The 25,789-nt window shown below is 69.3% G+C and carries 19 protein-coding genes and 2 tRNA genes; 13 read left to right on the top strand and 8 right to left on the bottom strand.

Annotated features, from left to right (window positions below):
• Positions 1-38: 38 nt before the first annotated feature.
• Both ilvD and HUW46_RS07125 read right to left on the bottom strand, forming a co-directional pair.
• Entirely contained in the window at positions 39-1,883 is a 1,845-nt protein-coding gene (gene ilvD, locus HUW46_RS07130; protein ID WP_215546529.1) for a dihydroxy-acid dehydratase, read from the bottom strand.
• A 90-nt stretch (positions 1,884-1,973) separates the two neighbouring features.
• The gene (locus tag HUW46_RS07125; protein ID WP_215546528.1) at positions 1,974-2,492 is read right to left on the bottom strand and encodes a PH domain-containing protein; all 519 of its coding nucleotides are present in this window, start codon (positions 2,490-2,492) and stop codon (positions 1,974-1,976) included.
• Positions 2,493-2,803: 311 nt separating this feature from the next.
• On the opposite strand from HUW46_RS07125, the gene HUW46_RS07120 reads away from it, so the two are divergent.
• The 4 genes from HUW46_RS07120 to HUW46_RS07105 all read left to right on the top strand — a co-directional run bounded on the left by HUW46_RS07120 (position 2,804) and on the right by HUW46_RS07105 (position 6,661).
• Positions 2,804-4,705 carry an acetolactate synthase large subunit gene (locus HUW46_RS07120; RefSeq protein ID WP_215546527.1) on the top strand — a complete coding sequence of 634 codons (1,902 nt, stop codon included), beginning with the start codon at positions 2,804-2,806 and terminating at the stop codon, positions 4,703-4,705.
• Entirely contained in the window at positions 4,702-5,208 is a 507-nt protein-coding gene (ilvN, locus tag HUW46_RS07115) for an acetolactate synthase small subunit (RefSeq protein ID WP_215546526.1), read from the top strand. Before HUW46_RS07120 ends, ilvN begins: the two co-directional genes overlap by 4 nt.
• A 46-nt stretch (positions 5,209-5,254) precedes the next feature.
• Positions 5,255-6,268, top strand: a complete 1,014-nt coding sequence (ilvC, locus tag HUW46_RS07110) for a ketol-acid reductoisomerase (RefSeq protein WP_215546525.1) — start codon at positions 5,255-5,257, stop codon at positions 6,266-6,268.
• 78 nt (positions 6,269-6,346) lie between these two features.
• Positions 6,347-6,661 carry a DUF397 domain-containing protein gene (locus HUW46_RS07105; protein WP_215546524.1) on the top strand — a complete coding sequence of 105 codons (315 nt, stop codon included), beginning with the start codon at positions 6,347-6,349 and terminating at the stop codon, positions 6,659-6,661.
• 82 nt (positions 6,662-6,743) lie between these two features.
• On the opposite strand, the gene HUW46_RS07100 is transcribed toward HUW46_RS07105, so the two are convergent.
• A complete protein-coding gene (locus tag HUW46_RS07100; protein ID WP_215546523.1) occupies positions 6,744-7,625 on the bottom strand; it encodes a nuclear transport factor 2 family protein in 882 nt (293 codons plus the stop codon).
• 275 nt (positions 7,626-7,900) lie between these two features.
• Between HUW46_RS07100 and serA the strand changes: the two genes are divergently transcribed.
• The 4 genes from serA to HUW46_RS07080 all read left to right on the top strand — a co-directional run bounded on the left by serA (position 7,901) and on the right by HUW46_RS07080 (position 13,847).
• Complete coding sequence (gene serA, locus HUW46_RS07095; RefSeq protein WP_215546522.1) at positions 7,901-9,496, top strand: phosphoglycerate dehydrogenase; 1,596 nt, start codon at positions 7,901-7,903, stop codon at positions 9,494-9,496.
• Positions 9,497-9,822: 326 nt separating this feature from the next.
• Positions 9,823-10,863, top strand: coding sequence for a 3-isopropylmalate dehydrogenase (locus HUW46_RS07090; RefSeq protein ID WP_215546521.1), 1,041 nt, complete (start codon positions 9,823-9,825; stop codon positions 10,861-10,863).
• A gap of 581 nt (positions 10,864-11,444) precedes the next feature.
• A complete protein-coding gene (gene cimA / locus HUW46_RS07085) occupies positions 11,445-13,067 on the top strand; it encodes a citramalate synthase (RefSeq protein WP_215546520.1) in 1,623 nt (540 codons plus the stop codon).
• Positions 13,068-13,076: 9 nt separating this feature from the next.
• Positions 13,077-13,847 (top strand): fumarylacetoacetate hydrolase family protein, encoded by a 771-nt coding sequence (locus HUW46_RS07080; RefSeq protein WP_215546519.1) that lies wholly within the window; start codon positions 13,077-13,079, stop codon positions 13,845-13,847.
• Between the two features lie 128 nt (positions 13,848-13,975).
• On the opposite strand, the gene HUW46_RS07075 is transcribed toward HUW46_RS07080, so the two are convergent.
• Positions 13,976-15,205 (bottom strand): FAD-dependent oxidoreductase, encoded by a 1,230-nt coding sequence (locus HUW46_RS07075; RefSeq protein ID WP_215546518.1) that lies wholly within the window; start codon positions 15,203-15,205, stop codon positions 13,976-13,978.
• Between the two features lie 100 nt (positions 15,206-15,305).
• On the opposite strand from HUW46_RS07075, the gene gltX reads away from it, so the two are divergent.
• The 5 genes from gltX (at position 15,306) to ppk2 (ending at position 19,256) form a co-directional block, all read left to right on the top strand.
• Positions 15,306-16,787: a glutamate--tRNA ligase gene (gene gltX / locus HUW46_RS07070; RefSeq protein WP_215546517.1), complete on the top strand. Its 1,482-nt coding sequence runs from the start codon at positions 15,306-15,308 to the stop codon at positions 16,785-16,787.
• 159 nt (positions 16,788-16,946) lie between these two features.
• Positions 16,947-17,645 (top strand): HAD family hydrolase, encoded by a 699-nt coding sequence (locus HUW46_RS07065; RefSeq protein ID WP_215549717.1) that lies wholly within the window; start codon positions 16,947-16,949, stop codon positions 17,643-17,645.
• Positions 17,646-17,738: 93 nt separating this feature from the next.
• A tRNA-Gln gene (locus HUW46_RS07060) sits at positions 17,739-17,810 on the top strand.
• Positions 17,811-17,880: 70 nt separating this feature from the next.
• Positions 17,881-17,953, top strand: a tRNA-Glu gene (locus tag HUW46_RS07055).
• Positions 17,954-18,410: 457 nt separating this feature from the next.
• A complete protein-coding gene (ppk2, locus tag HUW46_RS07050) occupies positions 18,411-19,256 on the top strand; it encodes a polyphosphate kinase 2 (protein ID WP_215546516.1) in 846 nt (281 codons plus the stop codon).
• A 4-nt stretch (positions 19,257-19,260) separates the two neighbouring features.
• On the opposite strand, the gene HUW46_RS07045 is transcribed toward ppk2, so the two are convergent.
• The 4 genes from HUW46_RS07045 to HUW46_RS07030 are packed head-to-tail and all read right to left on the bottom strand — an operon-like array spanning position 19,261 to position 25,687.
• Positions 19,261-19,893 (bottom strand): hypothetical protein, encoded by a 633-nt coding sequence (locus tag HUW46_RS07045; protein ID WP_215546515.1) that lies wholly within the window; start codon positions 19,891-19,893, stop codon positions 19,261-19,263.
• The gene (cydD, locus tag HUW46_RS07040; protein WP_215546514.1) at positions 19,857-23,258 is read right to left on the bottom strand and encodes a thiol reductant ABC exporter subunit CydD; all 3,402 of its coding nucleotides are present in this window, start codon (positions 23,256-23,258) and stop codon (positions 19,857-19,859) included. The genes HUW46_RS07045 and cydD overlap by 37 nt, the downstream gene beginning before the upstream one ends.
• Positions 23,258-24,274: a cytochrome d ubiquinol oxidase subunit II gene (cydB, locus tag HUW46_RS07035; protein ID WP_215546513.1), complete on the bottom strand. Its 1,017-nt coding sequence runs from the start codon at positions 24,272-24,274 to the stop codon at positions 23,258-23,260. The genes cydD and cydB overlap by 1 nt, the downstream gene beginning before the upstream one ends.
• 15 nt (positions 24,275-24,289) lie before the next feature.
• Positions 24,290-25,687, bottom strand: a complete 1,398-nt coding sequence (locus HUW46_RS07030) for a cytochrome ubiquinol oxidase subunit I (RefSeq protein ID WP_215546512.1) — start codon at positions 25,685-25,687, stop codon at positions 24,290-24,292.
• Positions 25,688-25,789: the final 102 nt, after the last annotated feature.

Raw genomic sequence — 25,789 nt, 5'->3', positions numbered from 1 at the left:
TCCGCCGCTTACGAAATACTCCCTAGTTCGGTTAGTTCTTACTTGTTCGGGTCCCGGACCGCGCCGGTGTCGGCGGAGGTGGCCATGCGGGCGTAGGCGCGCAGGGCCGCGGTGATCGGGCGCTGGCGTTCGGCCGGTTGCCACGGCCGCTCGCTGGCCTCCATCTTCGCCCGCCGCTCCGCGAGCACCTCGTCGTCGACGAGCAGTTCGAGCCGCCGCTCGTGCACGTCCAGCCGGATCAGGTCGCCGTCGTGGACGAGCCCGATCGTGCCGCCCGCGGCCGCCTCGGGGGAGATGTGGCCGACCGAGATCCCCGACGAGCCGCCGGAGAACCGGCCGTCGGTGATCAGCGCGCACTTCTTGCCGAGCCCGGAGCCCTTCAGGAACGTCGTGGGGTGCAGCATTTCCTGCATACCGGGGCCGCCTGCCGGGCCCTCGTAGCGGATCACCAGCACTTCGCCCGGCTGGATCTTCTTAGCCAGGATCGCGGAAACCGCTTCTTCCTGGCTTTCCAGCACGCGCGCCGGGCCCTCGAACCGCCACAGTTCCTCGTCGATGCCAGCCGACTTGATCACGGCGCCGTTCTCGGCGAGGTTGCCGCGCAGGATCGCGAGCCCGCCGTCGGCGGTGTAGGCGTGTTCGACGTCGTGGATGCAGCCGCCGACCGCGTCGGTGTCCAAACTGGACCACCGGTTCTCGGTGGAGAACGCCTCCGTGGTGCGGACCCCGCCCGGCGCCGCGTGGAACAGCTCCACCGCGGCCGCCGACGGCGACTCCGCCCTGATGTCCCATGTGGACAGCCAGGATTCGAGATCGGGGGAGTGCACCGAGTGCACGCCGGTGTTGAGCAGCCCGCCCCGGTACAGCTCACCGAGGATCGCCGGGATTCCGCCCGCGCGGTGCACGTCCTCCATGTGGTAGTCGGAGTTCGGCGCCACCTTCGACAGGCACGGCACGCGGCGGCCGATCGCGTCGATGTCGTCGATGGTGAACGGGATCTCGCCTTCCTGTGCGGCGGCGAGGATGTGCAGCACGGTGTTCGTCGAGCCGCCCATGGCCATGTCGAGCGCCATCGCGTTCTCGAAGGCTTCCTTGGTGGCGATCGACCGCGGCAGCACGCTCTCGTCGTCCTCGCCGTACCAGCGCTTGCACAGTTCCACGACGGTGCGGCCCGCGCCGCTGAACAGGTCGCGGCGCGCGGCGTGCGTAGCGAGCGTCGAGCCGTTGCCAGGCAAGGAAAGGCCGAGCGCCTCGGTGAGGCAGTTCATCGAGTTCGCGGTGAACATGCCCGAGCACGAGCCGCAGGTCGGGCAGGCGGACCGTTCCACAATGGACAGGCCGTCCTCGTCGACGGCGCTGTTCGCGGACGCGGAGATCGCGGTGATCAGGTCCGTCGGGGCCTGCGCGACGCCGCCGACCACGACCGCCTTGCCCGCCTCCATCGGCCCGCCGGAGACGAACACGGTCGGGATGTTGAGGCGCATCGCGGCGTTCAGCATGCCGGGGGTGATCTTGTCGCAGTTCGAGATGCACACCAGCGCGTCGGCCTGGTGCGCGTTCACCATGTACTCCACCGAGTCGGCGATGATCTCGCGCGAGGGCAGCGAGTAAAGCATGCCGCTGTGGCCCATCGCGATCCCGTCGTCCACCGCGATGGTGTGGAACTCGCGCGCGACGCCACCGGCCTCGGCCACCGCCTCCGCCACGATCTCGCCGAGGTTCTTGAGGTGCACGTGACCCGGCACGAACTGCGTGTAGGAATTGGCGATCGCCACGATCGGCTTGCCGAAGTCGGAGTCGGTCATCCCGGTGGCGCGCCAGAGCGAACGGGCGCCCGCGGCGTTCCGGCCGTGGGTGGTGGTGCGGGACCGTAGCTGGGGCACGGCTACTCCAAGGTGCTGATCTTCAGGTGGAACAAAAACCGGGGAGCGGCGCGAAGGGTGGGCGTCGCGGATCTTGGCGGTGCTTCGAGGCTACTCCTTGTGCGGAGCGTTCTCGCCGGCCGACTCTGTGCTGATCGTCTCGGCATCGGCCGCCGCTTCCGGCGCAGTGTCCGATTGGGACGGTGCGGTGTCCTCGTCGGTGAGGCCGGTGGGGTCCTTCAGCAAGCCGCCGCTGACCAGTGACAGCACCGGCAGGTGCCGCGTGCGCACGGCGGGAAGCGCGATCTCGCTGCCGTCGCCGAGCACCGCGCGGACCCTGGCCTTGCTGGTGATGGCCAGCCCCTTCAACGCGGTCCACGGGATGTCGCGGTGCCCGAACATGGTGCGCACGGCCAGCCCGTCGGCGGTCGCGACGGTCCGCATCCGCTGCACGAACCACAGCAGGCCCAGCGGAACGAGGTAGAGCGCCTGCAGCCCGGGGATCCCGCCGAATGCGACGGGAGTCACGCACACGACCAGTACGACGATCGCCAGTATCGCGGTCGCGGGGATGCGGAAGATCGCCTTCCGGCCCTGGTCCTGCTGCTCTTGCTGCGCTTTTTTCGCCATTGCACGATGGTGCACCGCTCGCGCGCGCCACGCGCGCGCGGGTGGGTTATCGAGCGTTCGCAAACGGCGGTCGGCGTCCACCATGCGGAATCGCCGTCCCGCAGAGTTGACACCTCCGAGGTGCACCGTTTACGGTCGGAGCCGTGAACATTCAGACCGGCCTCGTACTTCCCAAGCGCATCGACGCTTAGGAGCACTCCCGCTGCGTCGATGCGCGACCCTCGTGCGACCTTATGGTCGGCGAGGGTTTTTTGTTGCCTGAAGCCGATAAACCCGAACGAGTGACACCGAGACCCCCCGAGGCAGAACCGATGACTAGCGCCACATCGCGATCGGACACGAACTCCGGTGCGCCGAATCCGGCGTCGCCGAGCACCATGGGAGCCCGCCCGAAGCCCGCGCCGCCCGCGGGCACGCCGGTGCGGGTCACCGGTGCGCAGTCGCTCGTGCGGTCACTCGAATCCGTTGGCGCCGAAGTGGTGTTCGGGATCCCCGGCGGCACGATCCTCCCCGCGTACGACCCGCTGCTCGACTCGACGAAGGTCCGGCACGTCCTGGTCCGCCACGAGCAGGGCGCGGGCCACGCCGCCACCGGCTACGCGCAGGCGACCGGCAAGGTCGGCGTGTGCATGGCCACCTCCGGCCCCGGCGCGACGAATCTCGTCACCCCGCTCGCCGACGCGAACATGGACTCGGTGCCGGTGGTCGCGATCACCGGGCAGCAGTCGCGGAGCCTGATCGGCACCGACGCCTTCCAGGAAGCCGACATCTGCGGTATCACGATGCCGGTGACCAAGCACAACTTCCTGGTCACCGACCCCGCCGAGATCCCGCGCACGATCGCCGAAGCGTTCCACCTCGCCTCCACCGGGCGCCCCGGCCCTGTTCTCGTCGACATCCCGAAGGACGTCCTGCAGGAGACCACGTCGTTCGCGTGGCCGCCGGAGATGCGCCTGCCCGGCTACCGGCCGACGCTGCGCCCGCACGGCAAGCAGGTCCGCGAAGCCGCGAAGCTGATCACGAACGCGCGCCGTCCCGTTCTCTACGTCGGCGGCGGCGTGATCAAGGCGCAGGCGTCGAAGGAACTGCTGGAACTGGCCGAGCTGACCGGGATCCCGGTCGTCACCACGCTGATGGCGCGCGGCGCGTTCCCCGATTCGCACCGCCAGCACCTCGGCATGCCTGGCATGCACGGGTCGGTCGCCGCCGTCGCCGCGATGCAGCGCGCGGACCTGCTGATCGCGCTCGGCGCCCGCTTCGACGACCGCGTCACCGGGCAGCTGTCCTCGTTCGCACCGGACGCGACCGTGGTGCACGCCGACATCGACCCCGCCGAGATCTCCAAGAACCGCAAGGCGGACGTGCCGATCGTCGGCGACTGCGCGGAGATCATCACCGAGCTGATCGCCGCGGTCCGCGCGGAGCACGGCGAGCCCGATCTCGCCGCGTGGTGGACGCAGGTCAGCGAATGGCGCGACGGTTTCCCGCCCGGGTACGAGTGGCCGGACGACGGCACGCTGTCGCCGCAGTACGTCATCGAGCGCATCGGCCAGCTCGTCGGCCCGGACGCGGTCTACACCGCGGGCGTCGGCCAGCACCAGATGTGGGCGGCCCAGTTCGTCAAGTACGAGAAGCCGATGTCGTGGATCAACTCCGGCGGGCTCGGCACGATGGGCTTCGCGGTGCCCGCCGCGATGGGCGCCAAGTTCGGCCAGCCGGACAAGCAGGTCTGGGCGATCGACGGCGACGGCTGCTTCCAGATGACCAACCAGGAACTGGCCACCTGCGCCATCGAGGGCGCGCCGATCAAGGTCGCGGTGATCAACAACGGCAACCTCGGCATGGTCCGGCAGTGGCAGAACCTGTTCTATTCGGAGCGGTACTCCAACACCGACCTCGGTACCCACAAGCACCGCATCCCCGATTTCACCCTGCTCGCCGAGGCGCTCGGCTGCGCGGGCCTTCGCTGCGAGACCAAGGAAGACGTGGACAAGGTCATCGGGCGCGCGATGGAGATCAACGACCGCCCCGTCGTGATCGACTTCGTGGTGGGGAAGGATGCCCAGGTGTGGCCGATGGTGGCCGCGGGGACCGGGAACGACGAAATCATGGCCGCGCGGGGCATCCGGCCGCTGTTCGACGACGACGAGGTGTCGGTCGAACCGGTCGAGGCCGCGGCCGAAGCTTCGCAAGCGCAGGGAGAGGCTCGATGACCAACCACACGTTGAGTGTTCTCGTCGAGAACGTCCCCGGTGTGCTCGCGCGCGTTTCGGGCCTGTTTTCCCGGCGCGGCTTCAACATCGAGTCCCTCGCGGTGGGGCCGACGGAAAACCCGGAGGTCTCCCGCATGACGATCGTGGTCGCCGTTGAGGAGCTACCGCTCGAACAGGTGACCAAGCAGCTCAACAAGCTGGTGAACGTGATCAAGATCGTGGAGCTCGAAAAGGCCAGCGCGGTGCAGCGCGAACTGCTGCTCGTCAAGGTCAGGGCGGATGCCACGGTGCGGAGCCAGGTGCTCGAAACCGTGCAGCTGTTCCGCGCCAAGGTCGTCGACGTGTCGCCGGAGGCGCTGACCGTCGAGGCGACCGGCACCTCCGACAAGATCGGCGCACTGCTACGGATGCTCGAACCCTACGGCGTCCGCGAACTCGTGCAGTCGGGCATGGTCGCGGTCGGGCGCGGAGCGCGTTCGATCACCGCGACCTCGGCCAGGTAGGCCACCCAGTTTTGTCTTTCAGTCAGGAAAGGAAGTAACACCCCCCATGGCAGCGGAAATCTTCTACGACGACGACGCCGACCTCGGCATCATCCAGGGCCGCAAGGTCGCCGTGATCGGCTACGGCAGCCAGGGGCACGCGCACGCGCTGAGCCTGCGCGACTCCGGTGTCGACGTCCGCATCGGACTGCCCGAGGGGTCGAAGTCCCGGGCGAAGGCGGAGGAAGAGGGCCTGCGGGTGCTCACCCCGGCCGAGGCCGCCGCGGAGGCGGACCTCATCTCCATCCAGGCGCCGGACACTGTGCAGCGCACCGTGTACGCGAACGACATCGCGCCGAACCTCAAGCCCGGTGACGCGCTGTTCTTCAGCCACGGCTTCAACATCCGCTACGGCTACATCGACGCGCCCGAAGGCGTCGACGTCGTCCTGGTCGCGCCGAAGGGCCCCGGCCACCTCGTGCGCCGCCAGTTCGTCGACGGCAAGGGTGTGCCGAACCTGGTCGCGGTGGAGAAGGACGCCTCCGGCACCGCGCTCGCGCTCGGCCTGTCCTACTCGAAGGGCATCGGCGGCACCCGCGCCGGCACCATCAAGACCACCTTCACCGAGGAGACCGAGACCGACCTCTTCGGCGAGCAGGCGGTGCTGTGCGGTGGCACCTCGCACCTCATCCAGGCCGGGTTCGAGACCCTCGTCGAGGCGGGCTACCAGCCGGAGATCGCCTACTTCGAGGTGCTGCACGAGCTGAAGCTCATCGTCGACCTGATCTACGAAGGCGGCATCGCGCGCCAGCGCTACTCCTGCAGCGACACCGCGGAGTACGGCGACCTGACCCGCGGCCCGCGCGTCATTACCGACAGCACCAAGGCGGAGATGAAGAAGATCCTCGGCGAGATCCAGGACGGCAGCTTCGCGAAGGAATGGGTGGCCGAGGACGACAACGGCCGCCCGAACTTCCTCGCGCTGCGCCAGAAGGGCAAGGACCACCCGATCGAGGAGGTCGGCGCCAAGCTGCGCGGCCTGATGTCCTGGGTCGACCGCCCCATCACCGAAACGGCGTAGTTGTTGTCGCTGAAGGCCACCTTGACTCCCAGTCAAGGTGGCCTTCAGCGTGTCTCGGGCTCCCGATACTGTGGGGGTATGAGCGACCAGCCCGTCGACGACAAAGCGCATATCCGGCACGAGCTGGACCTGACCAACGCGCCGTGGATCCGCGCCGAACCCGAGGGCGTCACGCTCGACGACTGCGTCGAGTACGCGTTCGTCGAGCACACCGACGGCGTCACCTACACCGCGATGCGCCAGTCCGCCAAACCGGACGGCGTCGTCCTCGTCTTCACCCCGTCGGAATGGGACGCCTTCGTCAAAGGCGTGCGGGACGGCGAATTCGACCTCCCCGAGGATTTCGAAGAAGAAACCCCCGAAAGCACCGGAAAACCCGAAGCTCAGTCCTGACCCCGGCTCGGCGTCGGCCGAGTTCTCCCGCGCGGGCCTGGTGCCCCGAAAGTGGCTTTCGGGGCGCTGGATTCCCCGAAGGTCACTTTCGGGGACCCGCATAACCGCGCGCGGCGGCGATGAGATCGGGGAGCGTGCCCGCGGCCGCGGAAAGCGCGAGCCCGTCGCCGTAATCGCGTGATTCCACGATCAGGCCGTCCCGCACCCGCGTCACGAAGATGTTCGACGCGAGGAACCGCTTCCCGGTGCTCGCGTCGCCGGTGTACTGGAACTCGCCGATCACCAGCTCCGGGTCGATTCCCTTGTGCAGCACCAGGTTTCGCGCCCGCAGATCGACCTTCGCCCGCGCGAAGTGCGCCCGCAACTCCGCCCTGGTCCGCAGCGGGGGCGTCGACGCGCGGAACGGGTGGGTCACCAGGGTCGGTTCCGCGTACAGCTCTGCCTGCTCTTCGCGAAGTCCCGCGGAGAGCCCGTAAACAAGCCGCTCGAAGGTGCCTTCGGGGGTGTTCGCGGGCGCTGACGGGGTGCCCGGTGAGGTCAGCGGATCACTTCCCAAGCGGGCGTTGGCTTTTTCGACGGTCGACGCCAGTTCGTCGAGGCCACCGATCGCGGCCGCGAGCGCGAGGTGGTCGTGGTAGTCCCGTGAAGCCTGGATCAGGCCGTCGCGGATCCGCAGCACGCCGATGTTCGCGGCGTCGAACGCGTCGGAACGGTAGCGGTACTCGGCGACGATCACCTCGGGATCGGTCGTCTCGTGCACCACGGGATCACCAATGGACAGGCCGAGATCCGGGGCGTGGTCGAAATGCGCGCGGACCGCGTGCCTGCCGTCGAGCCGGATCGCGGTGGCGCCGCGCGGGATCTCGACGGCGGTGTCCTCAGCGTACAAGTCGGCCAGTTCGGTCCAGCGCCCCTCCTCGATTCCTCGCAGGAGTCGCTCGAACACGGCGCGCGGGGTGGTCATGGTCCCTCCAGGAAGACGGCAAGTGGAGTCGTCACTCCGGAAAGTTTACCGGACTGTCAACTCCGTTTGTCGCCGTTGGCGGTTCGCCCGTTTTGTTGTCGTGACGTTGCGCATCGGTTAACGGGGGCGCTGACTTGGGGCTAAACTGCGGGCCATCCGGGCACACCGTCGTGACCGGTCAGCGCAGGTGGGGTACACCGATGTCCGGCTGACCGCGGTTGACGGCGTCGCACCCCGAGACATTCCCCGATTCCGAGCCTTTGGGAGCTGCAATCGTGACCACATCAGAGAAACCGACTGTCCTCATCGCGGAGAAGCTCGCGCCCTCCACGCTGAGTGTGTTCGGGGACGAGGTGGAGGTCCAGCATGTGGACGGCACCGATCGTCCCGCTCTGCTCGAGGCCGTGAAGACCGCCGACGCGCTGCTCGTGCGCTCGGCGACGAAGGTCGACGCGGAGGTGTTCGCGGCGACCAGCAGGCTCAAGGTCGTGGCCCGCGCCGGCGTCGGGCTCGACAACGTCGAGGTGCCCGCGGCGACCGAGCGCGGCGTCCTGGTCGTCAACGCGCCCACGTCCAACATCGTCTCCGCCGCCGAGCACGCCGTCGCGCTGCTGCTCGCGGTGGCGCGGCGCGTACCGGCCGCCGACCAGAGCCTGCGCGGCGGCGAGTGGAAGCGCAGCTCGTACTCCGGCGTCGAAATCAACGGCAAGACCGTCGGCGTGGTGGGCCTCGGCAAGATCGGCCAGCTCTTCGCGCAGCGCATCGCCGCGTTCGGCACCGAGGTCATCGCCTACGACCCGTACGTCTCGGCGGCGCGCGCCGCACAGCTCGGCATCGAGCTGGTGAGCCTCGACGAACTGCTCGAGCGCGCCGACGCCATTTCCATCCACCTGCCGAAGACGCCGGAAACCAAGGGCCTCATCAACGCCGAGGCGCTGAAGAAGACCAAGCCCGGCGTGATCATCGTGAACGCGGCGCGCGGCGGCCTCGTCGTCGAGGAGGACCTCGCGGAGGCCGTCCGCTCCGGCCACGTCGGCGGTGCGGGCGTGGACGTGTTCGTGACCGAGCCGACCACGGCCAGCCCGCTGTTCGAGCTGCCGAACGTCGTGGTGACCCCGCACCTCGGCGCCTCGACCGCCGAAGCGCAGGACAGGGCGGGCACGGACGTGGCCAAGTCGGTGCTGCTCGCGCTCCGCGGCGACTTCGTGCCCGACGCGGTGAACGTGGCCGCGGGCGGCACGGTCGGCGAGGAGGTGCGCCCGTTCCTGCCGCTCGCGCAGAAGCTCGGCACCGTGCTCGCCGCGCTGAGCCAGAACGCGCCTTCGTCGGTGACCGTGGTGGTGCGGGGCGAACTGTCCGGTGAGGACGTCAGCGTGCTGCCGCTCGCCGCGCTGCGCGGGGTGTTCTCCGGGGTGGTCGAGGACCAGGTCACCTTCGTCAACGCGCCGCGGCTCGCGGAGGAGCTCGGCGTGCACGTCGAGGTCGTCACCGAGCCGGAAAGCCCGAACCACCGCAGCCTCGTCACGATCAAGGCGGTCCACGCCGACGGCACCACGCTCACCGTGTCCGGTGCGGTCACCGGCAAGGACGAGGTCGAGAAGCTGGTGGAGGTCAACGGCCGCTCGTTCGACATCCGCGCCGAGGGCAACGTGCTGCTGCTCGAATACCCCGACCGGCCGGGCATCATGGGCCGCGTCGGCACCCTGCTCGGCGAAGCGGGCATCAACATCGCGGCCGCGCAGATCAGCCAGACCACCGACGCCGACGCCGTGATGCTGCTGCGCGTCGACCGCCCGGTGGACGCGCACCTGCTCGAGCCGATCGGCGCCGCCGTCGGCGCCAACACGATCCGCGCGGTGAAGTTCGACTGACGCGGTTTCGGCTGACGCGGCGGCGTCCGCGGCGCCTCGGCTCGCCCGAGCCGGGGCGCCGTGCTGCGCTCACCCGATAGGATGATGTGCAGCGAATGGCGTACGCCACATCGCCGATGCCCCGAATGGGCTGAAAAACGCCGTCAACTGACCGAATGGCGGGTGGTGCCGTTACCCGGTCGAGTGTCTCGTACAGCGGGATCATGAGGCATAAGGGTGGTGCGGCTTCGGGGAATTGACGACGGCCGGTAACCTGCCGTCGCTGGAGTTTCTTGCGGATGGGGCGTTCGGACTGCCGGATGACCCCGGTCGACGGAGGTGTGTGGATGCGGCTCGCTGTGATCCCAGGTGACGGGATCGGGCCCGAGGTGGTCACCGAGGCGCTGAAGGTGCTTGGCGAGGTCGCACCGACGGCGGAGATCACCAACTACGATCTCGGCGCCGCGCGATGGCATTCCACCGGCGAGCTGCTGCCCGAGTCCGTTCTCGGCGAGCTCCGCCAGCACGACGCGATCCTGCTCGGCGCGGTCGGCGATCCGACGGTGCCCAGCGGCATCCTCGAGCGGGGCCTGCTGCTGCGGCTGCGGTTCGAGCTCGACCACCATGTGAACCTGCGGCCGGCCAAGCTGTACCCGGGGGTGCGCGGCCCGCTCGCCGACACCAGCGAGATCGATATGATCGTGGTCCGCGAAGGCACCGAGGGCCCGTACGCGGGCAACGGCGGCCTGCTGCGCAAGGACACCGAGCACGAGATCGCCACCGAGGTCAGCGTCAACACCGCGTTCGGTATCCGCCGCGTGGTCGTGGACGCGTTCAACCGCGCGGAGCAGCGCCCCCGCAAGCACTTGACGTTGCTGCACAAGACGAACGTGCTCGAGCACGCGGGTTCGCTGTGGTCGCGGATCGTCGAAGAGGTCTCGCTCGAACACCCCGAAGTGACCGTCGCCTATTCCCATGTGGACGCCGCGACGATCCACCTGGTGACCGACCCCTCGCGGTTCGACGTGATCGTCACCGACAACCTGTTCGGCGACATCATCACCGATCTCGCGGCCGCGGTCACCGGGGGCATCGGGCTCGCCGCGAGCGGGAACCTCGACATCACCCGCCGGAACCCGAGCATGTTCGAGCCGGTGCACGGCAGCGCGCCGGACATCGCCGGGCAGGGGCTCGCGGACCCGACCGCCGCGGTGCTGTCGGTGTCGCTGCTGCTCGACCACCTCGGGCAGAAGGAGGCCGCGCGCCGTATCGAAGCGTCGGTGGCCTTCGACCTGGCGACCCGCGACCAGAACTCGCCCGGTGCCACGCACGCGATCGGCGACCGGCTCGCCGCGCTCGTCTCCTCGAACGCTCGCGGCGCCGTCTGATCCTTCTTCGACGAAAGTGGCCTCGCACCTTCCTGGTGCGGGGCCATTTTTCGTGCCTGGCTGAGGGTGGGCCCGCCCGTGCCCCGAAGGCGGCTCCTCTACAGGTTGGGCGGGGCCGCGTATTCCCCGAAGGCCACCCTCGGGGCGTCCAGCGTCACGATTTCGGCCCTCGCGGCGGGCGGCCATTTCGGCGCCCGTCCCCGAAGGTGGCCTTCGGGGCGCTAGACGCCGCGAACTCCACCCTCGCACCAAACTCGTGTTGCCCGCGCTGGCCCGGCCGTGCCCCGAAGGTGACATTCAGGGAACTGAGCGCCCCGAAAGTCACCTTCGGGGCATGCGGGATCGGAGTCGGCTCGGTCGGGTGAACGGCATCCCGCGATGCGGGAATCTTCGACCAGGGTGTGGAAGTGCGCGCGGGGGTGTGGCATCATCGCGTCGTGGCTTCCTTCAGCATCATTATTGAGCAGCGCGCCGGATAGGTGCTCCCGCAGGAGCATCCGGCGCGCAAACCTCTCGCATCCATGCGGGAGGTTTTTTGTTTGCCATGAAGCCTTTTCGCCCACCACGCCTAGGAGAGCACCGTGACCCGCAAGGAGCCGGCCGATACCCCGCTCGGCGACGATTTCCACCTCTACGACACGACCCTGCGCGACGGGGCGCAGCGGGAGGGGATCTCGTACTCGGCCACCGACAAGCTGGCCGTGGCGCGGTTGCTCGACGAGCTCGGGGTCGGCTTCATCGAGGGCGGGTGGCCGGGCGCGCTGCCGAAGGACACGGAGTTCTTCGCCAGGGCCGCGAAGGGGGAGCTGGCGCTCAAGCACGCCGCGCTCGTCGCCTTCGGGGCCACGCGGAAGGCGGGCGCGAAAGCGAGTGAGGACAAGCAGGTCCGCGCGCTGCTCGACTCGCAGGCCCCGGTGGTGACGCTGGTGGCCAAATCGGACTTGCGCCACATCGAACGCGCGCTGCGGGTCGACGTGGACGAGGCGTGCGCGATGGTCCGCGACACGGTGTCCTTCCTCGTCGGTGAGGCCCGCCGCGTTTTCCTTGACGCGGAACACTTCTTCGACGGCTACGCGTACGATCCGGACACTTCGCTGCGCGTGCTCGACGCGGCCGCGACGGCGGGCGCGGACGTCGTGGTGCTGTGCGACACCAACGGCGGGCAGCTTCCGCTCGGGCTCGCCGAAACGGTCCGCGAGGTGGCGGATCGCACCGGGTTCCGGCTCGGGATCCATTGCCAGGACGACACTTCGTGCGCGGTGGCGAACAGCGTCGCCGCGGTTCAGGCCGGCGCGACGCACGTCCAGTGCACCGCGAACGGCTACGGCGAACGGGCGGGCAACGCCGATCTGTTCGCCGTGACGGGAAACCTGGTGACCAAGCTCGGGATGGAGGTGCTCCCGACCGGAGGCGCCGCCGAGCTTTCCCGCGTCTCCCATGCCCTTGCCGAAATCGCGAACATCGCACCCGACACCCACCAGGCCTACGTCGGGTCTTCGGCCTTCGCCCACAAGGCGGGGCTGCACGCGAGCGCGATCAAGGTGGATCCGTTGCTGTACAACCACATCGATCCAGCTTCTGTCGGCAACGACATGCGGGTACTGGTCACCGAGATGGCCGGCAGGGCCAGTCTCGAGCTCAAGGGACGTGAGCTCGGGGTCGATCTTGCCGGCCAGCCCGAAGCGCTCACGAGCGCGGTCAACAAGGTGAAGCGGCTCGAAGCGGGCGGTTGGTCGTTCGAAGCGGCCGATGCCTCGCTGGAGTTGTTGCTGCGCCGCGAAGTCGACGGCCCGCAGAACCGCGTGCTCGACAACCCGCCGTTCGAGCTGGAGTCCTACCGCGTGGTGCTCGACCACCGCTCCGACGGCGAGGTGGTGTCCGAGGCCACGGTGAAGGTGCACGTCGCGGGGCAGCGCGTGATCGCGACGGCGGAAGGGAACGGCCCGGTGCACGCGCTGGACGCCGCGCTGCGCCAGGCGCTCAGCCCGCACCTGTCCTGGTTGGACACCGTTGAGCTGGCCGACTACAAGGTGCGCATCCTGCCGGGCCACCCCGGCACGGACGCGGTCACGCGCGTGCTCGTGGAAACCACCGACGGCAGTCGCGAGTGGACGACCGTCGGCGTGCACGGCAACATCGTCGAAGCGAGCTGGCTAGCCCTGTACGACGCGCTGGTGCACAAGTCGCTTTCCGTGCGTGCGTAGGATGGCGGGGTGCGTCTAGCTCGAATTGCTCATCCCGGTGGTGTCGCTTTCGCTTCGGTCGAAGGGGAAGGCGACGACGCTCAGGTGCTCGAAATCGCCGAACACCCTTTCGGCAACCCCAATTTCACCGGTAAGCGGTGGCCGCTCGCCGATGTCCGGCTGCTCGCGCCGATCCTGCCGACCAAGGTGATCGCGGTCGGCCGCAATTACGCGAAGCACGCGGCCGAGTTCGGCAACGAGGTGCCGTCGGACCCGATGCTGTTCATCAAGCCGTCCACCACGGTGATCGGCCCGAACGTGGCGATCAAGCGCCCGTCCGGCGTCGGCAGGGTCGACTTCGAGGGCGAGCTGGCGGTGGTGATCGGGCAGCCGGTGAAGAACGTGCCCGCCGCCCGCGCCGCGAGCGCCGTGCTCGGCTACACCGTCGCCAACGATGTCAGCGCGCGGGACCTGCAGAAGTCGGACGGCCAGTGGGGCAGGGCGAAGGGCTTCGACACCTTCTGCCCGCTCGGCCCGTGGATCGAGACCTCGGTGGACCCCGGCGACCTGGCGCTGAAGGCCGAGGTCGACGGCGAGCTGAAGCAGGACGGCCGCACCTCCGACCTGGTGCACAAGGTGCCGGAGCTGGTGGAGTTCGTGTCGCGGGTGATGACCCTGCTGCCGGGCGACATCATCCTCACCGGCACCCCGGAGGGCGTCGGCCCGATCGAGGCAGGCCAGCAGGTGTCCATCACGATCGAGGGCATCGGCACCCTGACGAACCCGGTCCAGGACGCCTGACCCCCGTTTTCCGCCCCAATAGGCCACCTTCGCGCGCGCCGGGTGCAACGCCCCGAAGGTGGCTTTCCGGGCATCTACCGCCCCGAAGGTCACCTTCGGGGCAACCGGGCCGGGCGCGAGGACCGGGGTCAGGCGGGTTCTTGGGCGCGGCGGGCGAAGCCGGGGGCGTGTTCGGGCCGGAACCCGATGCCGAGCAGCCTCGCCGGGATGACGGTGAGCCGGGGGAACCGGCCGAGCAGCGCGATCATCGCCGGCGGCGGGCCGTTGCGCTTGCCAGCCATCACCGGCCGCATCACGGTCCGGTGCAGGAGCCGTTGCAGGCCCTGCACCAGCATCGTCGGCAGCAGCCGCCGCGAGCGGACCTTCGCCAGCTCGGCGCCGGTGACCCCGCCGCGGCGCAGCGGGTCGGCCAGCAGCGTCGCCGCGGCCACGGCGTCCTGCACCGCGAGGTTGATCCCGACGCCGCCGACCGGTGACATCGCGTGCGCCGCGTCGCCGATGCAGAGCAGGCCCTCGCGGTGCCAGGTGTGCAGCCGGTTCAGTCGCACGTCGAGGAACTTCACGTCGTCCATGGTGGCCAGCTCGTCCATCCGATCGGCGAACTCGGGGCACGCCTCGACGACGTTCTCCCGGAACGCTTCCAAGCCCTGCGCCCGCAGGTCCTCGCCCTTGGGGCTGAGGTAGGCGACCTGGAAGTAGCCCTGGCGGGGCAGTGGCACCGCGAACCGGCGGTTGCGCATCCTCGGCGTCAGCATGCCGTCGCCCTCGTTCTCGCCGCGGGAGATCCGGAACCACCACGCGTCGAAGGGGCAGTCGTACTCCTTCGGTTCCAGCGCCGCCTCGCGCCGCGCCAGCGACCAGCGGCCGTCCGCGGCGATCACCAGGTCCGCCCGCAGTTCGCCGTCGGTGCCCCCGCTGCGGTACCGCACCCCGGCGACCCGGCCGCGTTCGCGGAGGAGCCCGGTCATCTCGGTGCTCATCCGCAGGGTGAACGTCGGTTCCTTCATAGCCGATTCGGCGAGCAGGTCGAGGAAGTCCCACTGCGGCACCATCGCGATGTAGGGGTGCGGGACGTCGAGCCTGCTCAGGTCGGCCAGCTTCATCATGCCGCCGTCCTCGGTCGGGAACCCGGCGGCGGTCACCTCGCTGTGCGGGAGCGCGTGGAACTTCTCGCCGAGGCCCAGCTCGTCGAGCAGGGTCAGCGTCGACGGGTGCACGGTGTCGCCCCGGAAGTCGCGGAGGAAATCGGGGTGCTTCTCCAGCACCGTCACCTCGACACCGGCCCTGGCCAGCAGCAACCCGGTCACCATCCCGGCGGGACCGCCGCCGACGACCACGCAGCTCGTGCGCTCGGTCATCTCGATCACCCCTCTTATTCATCACTCGTTGAATAAGTTCAGGATGCCCCGGGGGATTGGGTGCGTCAAGCTTCGCGGCGATGGATACGCTGATCGGGCTATGACTGAGACTTCCGCGGTACGCGCGCGCTTCTGCCCCTCGCCGACCGGCACCCCGCACGTCGGGCTGATCAGGACGGCCCTGTTCAACTGGGCCTTCGCCCGCCATCACGGCGGCAAGCTGGTCTTCCGCATCGAGGACACCGATGCGGCGCGCGACTCGCAGGAGTCCTACGAACAGCTGCTCGACGGGCTGCGCTGGCTCGGGATCGACTGGGACGAAGGCCCCGAGGCCGGCGGCGACTATGGTCCGTATCGGCAGAGCGAGCGCCGCGAGGTCTACGCCGACGTCGCCGCCAAGCTGCTGGCGGCTGGCGAGCTGTACGAGGCGTTCTCCACCAACGAAGAGGTGGAAGCCCGCCGCAAGGCCGCGGGGCAGGACCCGAAGCTCGGCTACGACAACTTCGACCGCGACCTCACCGACGCCCAGCGCGACGCGTACCGCGCCGAGGGCAGGACGCCCGTGCTGAGGCTGCGCATGCCGGCCGAGGACCTCGGCTGGACCGACCTCGTGCGCGGCGAGATCAGCTTCCCCGCCGGGACCATTCCGGACCCGGTGCTGGTGCGCGCCAACGGTGACCCGCTCTACACGCTGACGAACCCCGTCGACGACGCGCTCATGCGGATCACCCACGTGCTGCGCGGCGAGGACCTGCTGCCGTCGACGCCGCGTCAGATCGCGCTCTACGCCGCACTGCGTCGCGTCGGCGTCGCGGAGTTCACGCCCGAGTTCGGCCACCTGCCGTACGTGATGGGCGAGGGCAACAAGAAACTGTCCAAACGCGACCCTTCTTCGAATCTCTTCAACTACCGCGATCGCGGGTTCATCCCGGAGGGCCTGCTCAACTACCTGGCGCTGCTGGGCTGGTCCATCGCCGACGACCGGGACGTGTTCAGCGTCGCCGAACTGGTCGAGGCGTTCGAAATCACCAAGGTGAGCGCGAATCCCGCGCGGTTCGACGTCAAGAAGGCCGAGGCCATCAACGGAACGCACGTCCGCGCGCTCGATGTGGACGATTTCACCGGTCGCGTCGTGCCGTACCTGACCGCGGCCGGCGTGCTCCCCGCCGAGCCGTCCGCCGAGCAGCTCGCGGTGCTGCGCGCCATCGCGCCGCTGGTGCAGGAGCGCGTCACGGTGCTCTCCGACGCGGTCGAGATGGTGCGTTTCCTTTTCCTGGACGAGGAAACCTTCGCGCCAGAGGAAGTGTCGGCGGCGAAGGCGCTCGGTCCCGACTCCGAACCGGTGCTGCGCGCGGCGATCGAATCGCTCGAGGCGCTGCCGTGGTGGGAGACGCCCGCGATCGAGGAAGCGCTCAAGGACGCGCTCGTCGAACGACTGGGTCTCAAGCCCCGCAAGGCTTTCGCACCCGTTCGTGTCGCCGTGACCGGACGTACGGTTTCCCCGCCCCTGTATGAATCCATGGAGTTGCTCGGTCGTGAGCGGACGCTCGGCAGGCTTCGCCGCGCGGTGAACGTCCACTAGGGGTAGAGCGGAAATCCCGGATGGGACGACGGTTTATCACCTCGTTGGACGAATACGCTTAGCTCATCAGTGGCCTAGCCTCGCTGGGTGGAACTCGCGCAGACCTCGGTCGCCCCGGAAAAGACCACACTCGACCCGTGGTCGCCGCCCACTTTGCGGCTGGTCTGCCTTGACATCGATGACACCCTCATCGATTTCAGTGCGGCGAGCGGGTTCGCGCTCGCCGCACTGATCGGCAGGGGCGACATGTGGCCGTTGTGGGAGCGGGTCACCGACGCGCACGTGGCGATGGTCGTCGCGGGCGAGCTGGACTACGCGTCCATGCACCACCGGCGCACGCAGTGCTTCCTCGCCGAGCTCGGAGTCTTCCTCGACGCGGCCGACGTCACCGTGTTCGAACTGCGCCGCAAGGAGATCCTGAGACAGTCGTGGCGGCTGTTCGACGACGTGCTGCCCTGCCTGGAATGGCTGCGGGCGGCGGGCGTGCGGCTGGCCGCGGTGACGAACGCCTCCGGCGCCCACCAGCGCGCGAAACTGGCGGACCTCGGGCTGGCCGGGTACTTCGACCACGTCGCGATCGCGGGGGAGGTCGGCGTCGCGAAACCCGATCCGGTGATCTTCCACTCAGTATGCGCCTCGGTCGGCTGCGATCCGGCCGAGGCGGCGCACGTAGGGGACAAGCTGGGCGTCGACGCGGTCGGAGCCCGCGACGCCGGGCTCGGCGCCGTCTGGCTGGACAGGGCCGGATGTGACGACGTTGACGTCCCGCGCGGCGTGCACGTCGTCTCCGGCCTCGACGAGCTGCCGGAACTCCTGGTCAGCGAGTTCGCGAGGCTGGGCATCCCCGCCCAGCGGTGAGCGGCTCGGCCCCCGCGTTCCGGGCCCACGAGGGCGTGGTCTAGTATTTCTTCCCGGCGGTGCTGATCCGGCCGAGGCTGGATCGGGACTCGTTGGGGTATGGTGTAATCGGCAGCACGACTGATTCTGGTTCAGTTAGTCTAGGTTCGAGTCCTGGTACCCCAGCTGCAGAGGGAAAAACTGGTTCTGGTAAGTTCTCTCTCGCAGCACAGAGAAACAACTGAAGAAATTCCTAGCCCCCGTCGTCTAGCGGCCTAGGACGCCGGCCTCTCACGCCGGTAGCGTGGGTTCGAATCCCATCGGGGGTACATACAGCATCTACACTTTCGGCGCTGTCTGCGAATGCAGGCGGCGCCGTAGTTGTGTGATGCCCTGCCATGACACTCCTCGTGTTGTCGCTGATCCGGTCCGCTGCTTCGGCGATGGCAGGCGGCTGCGGCAAGGTTGGCCAGTTCGGTCTCAACCGCGGTCTTTCCGATTTCCCACTCGTTGTAGGTGCGGCGGAGTCCCTTGGTGAAGGGGGTCGTCGGGTGCGCCGTCGGCGGCTTGCCGGAGGAGCGATCCCTGACGGGTCTCGATCTCGGTCAGCTTGCGGCGAAGCCGTTCCTGATCGGTGTGGCGCTGTCGTCGGGCGTGATCGTCGACAGCGCCGAGATCGGTGGCCAGGATGTGAGCAGGGTCAACGGACCTCGCGGAGGTCACGGCGGAGGGATGATTCAGCGGATTTCGAGAGTCTTTGTGCCCTATCGGAGAGTGGGACGTGCGATGAGGGTGGGGGCTCGGTCGAAGAAAGGTGCGCCGGTGTCGGACAAGGGGGGCTCGCGGTTGCCGCGCGAGGTGTACGAGCGCGAGTTGCTTCGGCTCCAGGGCGAGCTGGTGAAGCTGCAGGAATGGGTGCGCCACGACGGCGCGCGGCTGGTCGTGGTGTTCGAAGGCAGGGACGCCGCGGGCAAGGGGAGCACGATCAAGCGGTTCACCGAGCATCTCAACCCCCGCGTGGTGCGGATCGCGGCGTTGCCGACGCCGACCGATCGGGAGCGGACCCAGTGGTACTTCCAGCGGTACGTCGAGCAACTGCCCGCGGCGGGGGAGATCGTGCTGTTCGACCGCAGCTGGTACAACCGCGCGGGCGTCGAGCGGGTGATGGGTTATTGCACTCCGGAGGAGCACCGGCGGTTCCTGCAGCAGTGCCCGATCTTCGAGCGCCTGCTGGTCGATGACGGCATCTTGTTGCGCAAGTACTGGTTCTCGGTGAGCGCCGCGGAGCAGGAGCGCCGGTTCCGGGCCAGGCTGAAGGATCCGATGCGGCGCTGGAAGCTGTCTACTGTGGACATCGAGTCGATCTCTCGCTGGGAGGACTACTCGCGGGCGAAGGACGAGATGTTCGTGCACTCCGATATCGCGGAATCACCGTGGCACGTGGTGGAAAGCGAAGACAAGCGCCGCGGTCGGATCAACATGATCGCGCACTTGCTGTCGAGCGTGCCGTACCGCGAGGTGCCGCGCCAGGCGGTTTCGTTGCCGCCTCGGCCCTCGCTGACCGGGTACGCGAGAACCGAGCGGAGCCTGCAGACCGCCATTCCCGACCACGCCGCGACGCTGGCGGACTGAGCGCTCAGGTCTCCGGGTCCCGCACGTACTCGTCCAGCGCGCGCTTTCTGGCGTTTTCGGCGATGGTCATGAGGATCGCGGTGTGCACGGAGCCGATGAACGGGCTCGCGATCCGCCAGTAGCGGCGGAACTTCACCCAGCTCGCGGGATCGGTGAGCTGGACGCGGCTGTGCACGGTGAGCAGTGCCCGGTGCGGGCCGTAGGGACGCGTCGCGATCGCCATCACCACTTTCCCGTAGCCGGGTTCGTCGAAGGTGTCGAAATCCGCGTCGTCGAGTTCGCGCCAGTCGACGACCGGTCGCCAGAACTTGCCGACGGCACCGATCGCGAACTCCTGTCCCGGCCGCTCGCCCAGCAGCGACCACGCGGAGCCCGTCGTCATGTCGTCGATGGTCATCCGGGTCGGGACGCGCGGAAGACCATGCTGTCTGGCCATCCGGCGTTCCGGTATCGCGCGCACCCACGTCGCCAGCGATGCGATGCCACCCCGGACCTCGGTGTAGTCGAGCTCGCGTGCGGCCGCGTAGGTCACCGGCGCCGGGGCGTCGGCGATGCGGTGCCGCACCAGTTCGAAGTGGTGGTGCGGCAGGACCGCGTCGATCAGAAGGATCCGGGGCTGTGCCGCGTCGTCGGCCATGTCGTGGTCTCCTTCGGAAAGGTTTCTGGCGCCGGGGTGCCGATCCGGATCGCGGGGACACCGGCGAACTCGCCGGGACGATGCGTGACGATCAGGGCAGCGCGGTTCGCGGTGCTCGCCGTGATGTCCGCGGCGAGCGCGCTCGCCGTCGGGGCATCGAGATGTGCGGTCGGTTCGTCGAAGATCATCATCGGGCGATCGGCGAGGAGGACCCTGGCGACGGCGAGGCGCTGGCGTTCGCCACCGGACACCGGTGTGCCGTGGGTGCCAAGCGCGGTGTCGAGCCCTTCAGGGAGCGAGTCGAGCCAGCGCCCGAGCCGGGCCCGCCCGAGGCAGTCTCGCAGTTCGGCGTCGGTGGAACCGGGTTTCGCGAAGCGCAGGTTCTCTCGGAGCGTGCTGTCGAACAGGTGCGCGTCGGAATCGCACCAAGCCAGTTGGGCGCGCACGGAATCACCGGAGAACAACTGGGCGTCGGAGCCGTCGAGCAGTACGCGGCCCCGCGCCGGGTCGAGGTACCGCATGAACGCGGCGACGAGCGTGCTCTTCCCGGCACCCGAACGCCCGGTCAGCACGAGCTGGCGGGTGGCGACGAGGTCGACGTCGTGTACCGCGTCGGTGGTCGACCCCGGCCAGCGAACGGACAGGTGGTCGGCGGCCAGGGTGGCCGCGGCGGCCGCACGCCGGGGAGCCGCGGGTTCGGCGGCCGTGGCCGGCGCCGCGTCGAGCTCGGCAAGGCGCACGGCGGATTCACGGGAACCGATGAGGCGTTGCGCGGCTTCGGGAAGCCCGGCGACGAGCTCGGCGGTCGCGAGCGGCGTGAGGGCGAGCACCGCCAGCGCCGGGCCGGGCAGAGTGCCGGTCCGGAGCGCGGCGATGCCGAGCATCAGGCAGGCCAGCGAGGCGAGACCGACGCCGAGAGCGCCGATCCCGGAGCCGAGCCCGCGGCTTAGCGCGCTGCGCTTGGCGTCGGTGACCAGTTCCGCCTCGCGTTCGCGAAGCACGGCGTGGCGGCTGTCCGCCGCGTCGAAGGCGATGAGCTCGGCGGAGGCGTGAAGCAGTTCCACGATGCCGGTGGTCACGGCGCCGCGCCGGGTCGCCGTGCGGCGTTCCGCGTGGCGGGACGCCACGGCGGCGACCGCGGGGGCCACGAGGGCGGCGAGCGCGAAACCGATGGCGGCGGCGATCCCGGCCGACGGGGAGAGTAGTCCCAGGCCGGTCGCCGTCGCGGCGAGCACCAGGAACACCGAAACACCGGGGACGAGACCGCGGACGAGCACGTCCTGCTGGCTGTCCACATCGGACACCATGCGCTGTAGGAGTTCACCTCGCCGCAGGCGCGCGGTGGTCGCGGGGCCGATCCTGAGGAGCTGTTCCCACACCCGGACCCGCAGCTCCGTCATTGCTCGCAGCGCGACGTCGTGGGAGGCCAGTCGTTCGACGTAGCGCAAGATGCCCTTCGCCAGGCCGAACGCCCGTACCGCCACGATCGCGACCATCAGGCTGAGCACGGGCGGGTGGAGCGCGGCGCTCGAGATGAGCCAGGACGACGTCGCGGTGAGCGCGACCCCGCAGGCGAGCGCGGCCGTCGCGGCGAGGCAGGCGAGCACCAGCCGGGTCCGATGTGGACGGATGGCCGCCAGCAGCGGCGACCACGGCGAGCGCTGGACGGCCGGGCGGGTGCCCGCCGGTTCGGCCGGAAGGGCGTGCGCGGTCGCGGCTGGTTCCGGGGCGTCCGCGGCGTTCGCGGGAACGGGGCGGTCGGCGGCAGGACCGGGCAGCCGGATCACCCGGTCGCACCGCGCGAGCACGGAGCTGTGGTGGGTCACGATGATCGCGGTCCGGCCCGCCAGCATCCCGGGCAGCCGGTCGAGGATGACGGCTTCGGTCTCGGCGTCGATCCCTTCGGTGGGTTCGTCGAGCAGGAGGATCGGCCGGTCGAGCAGGATCGCGCGGGCGAGCGCGACGCGGCGGCGCTGCCCGGTGGACAACCCGGCGCCCAGTTCGCCGACCGGGGTGGTCAGCGGCAGGTCGAGCGCGGCCGCGGCGGCCGCGCGCCGCAGATCCTCCTCGGGGGCGTCCGGGGCGCCGAGCCGCACGTTGTCCGCGACGGTCCCGGCTACCAGGTTCGGCTGCTGGGGTACCCAGGCGATCCGCGCCAGCCAGGCCGCGCGGTCGAGGTCGCCGATCTCGGCACCGTCCACTGTGGCATGTCCGCGGTCGGGGCGGCGCCAGCCGAGCAGCAGGTCGAGCAGGGTGCTCTTGCCCGCGCCGCTGGAACCGGCGATCCCGACGACCTCACCTGGTTCGACGCGCAGATCCAGCCCGTCGAGGACGCGGCCCGAGCGTCCGTCGACGGTCACGCCGTCCAACCGGAGCGCGGTGCCCTCGGGAACCGGGACCGGTTCGCCGGAACGGCCGTCTTCGGTGAGCGCGACGATGTCCTCCGCGGCCGCGAGCCCTTCCGCGCTGTCGTGGAAGCGGGCACCGACCGCGCGCAGCGGCAAGTACACCTCCGGGGCCAGGATCAGCACGACCAGCGCGGTGTGGAGGTCGAGTTCGCCGGCGAGCAGGCGGAGCCCGATCGACACGGCGACGACCGCGACCGACAGCGTCGCCAGCAGTTCGAGCGCCAGCGCGGACAGGAACGCGACCCGCAGGGTGCGCATGGTCTGCGCGCGGTACCGCTCGGTGATCTCCCGCAGCGACCGGGTCTGCTCGCGCGCCCTCCCGAACGCGGTGAGCACGGTGAGCCCGGCGACCAGGTCCAGGAAGTGGTTGCCCAGCAAGGAAAGCGTGCGCCACTGGCGGCGTACGTCACGCCGGGTGTAGAGGCCGATGAGGATCATGAACACCGGGATCAGCGGCACCGTGACGCCGATGATCACGGCGGCCACCCAGTCCGCGAGCAGGATCCGGGCGCCGATCGTCACCGGGACGATCGCCGCGATCAGCAGCTGCGGCAGGTAGCGGGCGAAGTACCCGTCGAGCTTGTCGACGCCCCGCGTGGCGAGGGTGGCGAGTTCGGCGGGGGAGCGGTGGCTCCCGCGCGGGCCGCGGCGCAGTGCGGCGTCGACGACCGACTCGCGCAGCTGGGAGAGCACGCGCGCGGCGGCGTGGTGCGCGGTCGTTTCCGAAAGCCACGCCACGGTCGCCCTGCCCAGCACGACGGCGGCGAGCATCGTCAGCGGGACCGCCAGTGCGGTGAGCCCGTCGCCGTCGAGGAACGCGCGGGTGATCGCCGTGGCGAGGAATTCCGCCTGCACGATCACCAGCGCCGCGGTGGCCGCGCCCAGCACCGCGCAGGCCGCGATGAACGGCCTGGCGGAGGCGGCGTGGCGGAGCAGCTTCGGGTCGAGCGGGCGCATCACTTTCCCGCCGGCAGGCCCGCGGACGCGGGGATCGAGGAGAGGCTGACGCGCTTGCGGAACACCCAGTAGGTCCAGCCCTGGTAGAGGAGCACGATCGGGGTGAACGCGACCGCCACCCAGGTCATGATCCCGAGCGTGTAGGGCGTCGACGCGGCGTTGGTCGTGGTGAGGCTGTTGGCGGGATCGGTCGTCGAAGGCAGGACGTCCGGGTAGAGCGCGGTGAACAGGGTCGCGGTGGTGGCCACGATGGCGGCAGCGGTGCACACGAACGCCCAGCCGTCGCGTTCGTTCATGCCGGTGAGCACACCCGCGATCAGGGCGGCCGCGGCGGCGAGCGCGGCGAGCCACGTCCAGCCGCCGTGCTCGACGGCGGTCCAAGCGAGGAAGCCGCCGCCGAACAGGATGGCCGCGTAGCCGAGCGGCTGCACGAGCCGGTTCGCGCGGTAGCGCAGCCCGTCGGTCGTCTTCAGGGCGAGGAACACCGCGCCGTGCAAGGAAAACAGGCTCAGCGTGGCCAGACCGCCGAGCAGGGCGTACGGGTTGAGCAGGGTGAAGAACGTGCCGGTGAAGTGATGGGTGGCGTCGAGCGGCACCCCGTGCACGATATTGCCAAACGCCACTCCCCACAGCAGCGCCGGTACGGCGGAACCCGCGATGATCGCGACGTCCCAGCCCCTGCGCCAGCGGGCGCTGTCGATCTTGCCGCGGAATTCGAACGCCACGCCGCGCACGATCAGTGCGACCAGGATGACGAGCAGGGCGAGGTAGAACCCGGAGAAGAGGTTCGCGTACCACAACGGGAAGGCCGCGAAGGTGGCGCCGCCCGCGACGAGCAGCCACACCTCGTTGCCGTCCCACACCGGGCCGATGGTGTTGATCAGCACCCGTCGTTCGGTGTCGGTGCGGCCGAGCGCGCCGAGCAGCACGCCGACGCCGAAGTCGAAGCCTTCGAGCACGAAGTACCCGGTCCACAGGACCGCGATGAGCAGGAACCAGATGTCGGTGAGGGCCATGGTCACTCCAGGCGGTCAGTAGGCGAAGGCGGCTGGGCGCGGTTCGGATCCGGTCTCGTCCGGCGGCGCCTCGGGTTCGGGCGGCCCCGCCTTCGCGTACCGGACCATGAGCACGCCATCGACGACCGCGAGGACTCCATAAAGGACGGTGAAGACGATCAGCGAGGTGAGGACCGTGCCCGCGGACACCGTGGGCGACACCGAATCGGCGGTCTTGAGCACACCGAACACCGACCAGGGCTGGCGGCCCATTTCGGTGAAGATCCAGCCGACGCTGTTGGCCAGGAACGGCAAGGCGATCGAGGCCACCGCGGCGGGGTAGAACCAGCGGCCCGCCGGCGTCCGGCCGCGGCGGAACAGCCACAGGCCGACCGCGGACAGCAGGGCCGACAGGAACCCGAAGCCGATCATGAACCGGAACGTCCAGTAGGTGGTCGGGATGTTCGGGCGGTAGTCACCGGGCCCGTACTTCTGCTGTTCGGCGGTTTGCACGTCGTTGATGCCCTCGACCTCTCCGTCGAAGCTGCCGGTCGCCATGAACGACAGGATCCTGGGCACGCGGATGCTGAACTTCTCCTGCGAGCCGTCGAGCGAGCCGATGGTGAACAACGAGAACGATGCGGGAGCGACGGTGTCGTAGAGCGCTTCCGCGGCCGCCATCTTCATCGGCTGCTGCTCGGTCATCAGCCGGGCCTGGAGGTCACCGGTGACGATCACGCCGAGGCTCGCGATGAGCGCCGTCACCAGCGCCAGGCGCATCGACGGCCGGAACACCTCCGGCGAGCGCTTCCGCTTGAGCTGCCAGGCGCTGATCCCCACCACGAACATGCCCGCGGTGAGGAAGCAGGCGGTGATGGTGTGCGCGAACGCGCCGACCGCGGTCGAGTTCGTCAGCAGCGCGCCGAAGTCGGTCAGTTCGGCGCGGTGCGTGGCCGGGTCGACCTGGTAGCCGACGGGGTGCTGCATCCACGAGTTGGCGGCGAGGATGAAGTACGCCGAGAGCACGGTCCCGATCGCGGCGATCCAGATCGTGGCCAGGTGCAGCCGTTTCGGCAGCCGGTCCCAGCCGAAGATCCATAGGCCGAGGAAGGTGGATTCGAGGAAGAACGCCAGCAGCCCTTCGATGGCCAGCGGCGCGCCGAAGATGTCGCCGACGAAGGTGCTGTAATCGCTCCAGTTCATGCCGAACTGGAACTCCTGCACGATCCCCGTCGCCACGCCCATCGCGAAGTTGATCAGGAACAGCTTGCCCCAGAACTTCGTCATGCGGCGGTACCGCTCGTTCCCGGTGCGCACCCATGCCGTCTGCATACCCGCCACCAGGAACGAAAGCCCGATGGTGAGCGGGACGAAGATGAAGTGGTACACGGTGGTGATCCCGAACTGCCACCGCGCCAGGTCCAAGTTGTTCATCCGCGCTCCCGGTCACCCGTTGATCGTGTCCGTTGCAGCTTCGGCGATCGATCACCGGCGCGGAGAGGGTCCTTGGTCCCTAGCTGGCAAGACCGTCGTCCT

It is taken from the genome of Amycolatopsis sp. CA-230715, from assembly GCF_018736145.1.
Lineage (GTDB): Bacteria > Actinomycetota > Actinomycetes > Mycobacteriales > Pseudonocardiaceae > Amycolatopsis.
The sequence above is the reverse complement of the archived record's forward strand: the minus strand, read 5'-3'. Positions and strand labels throughout refer to the sequence as shown.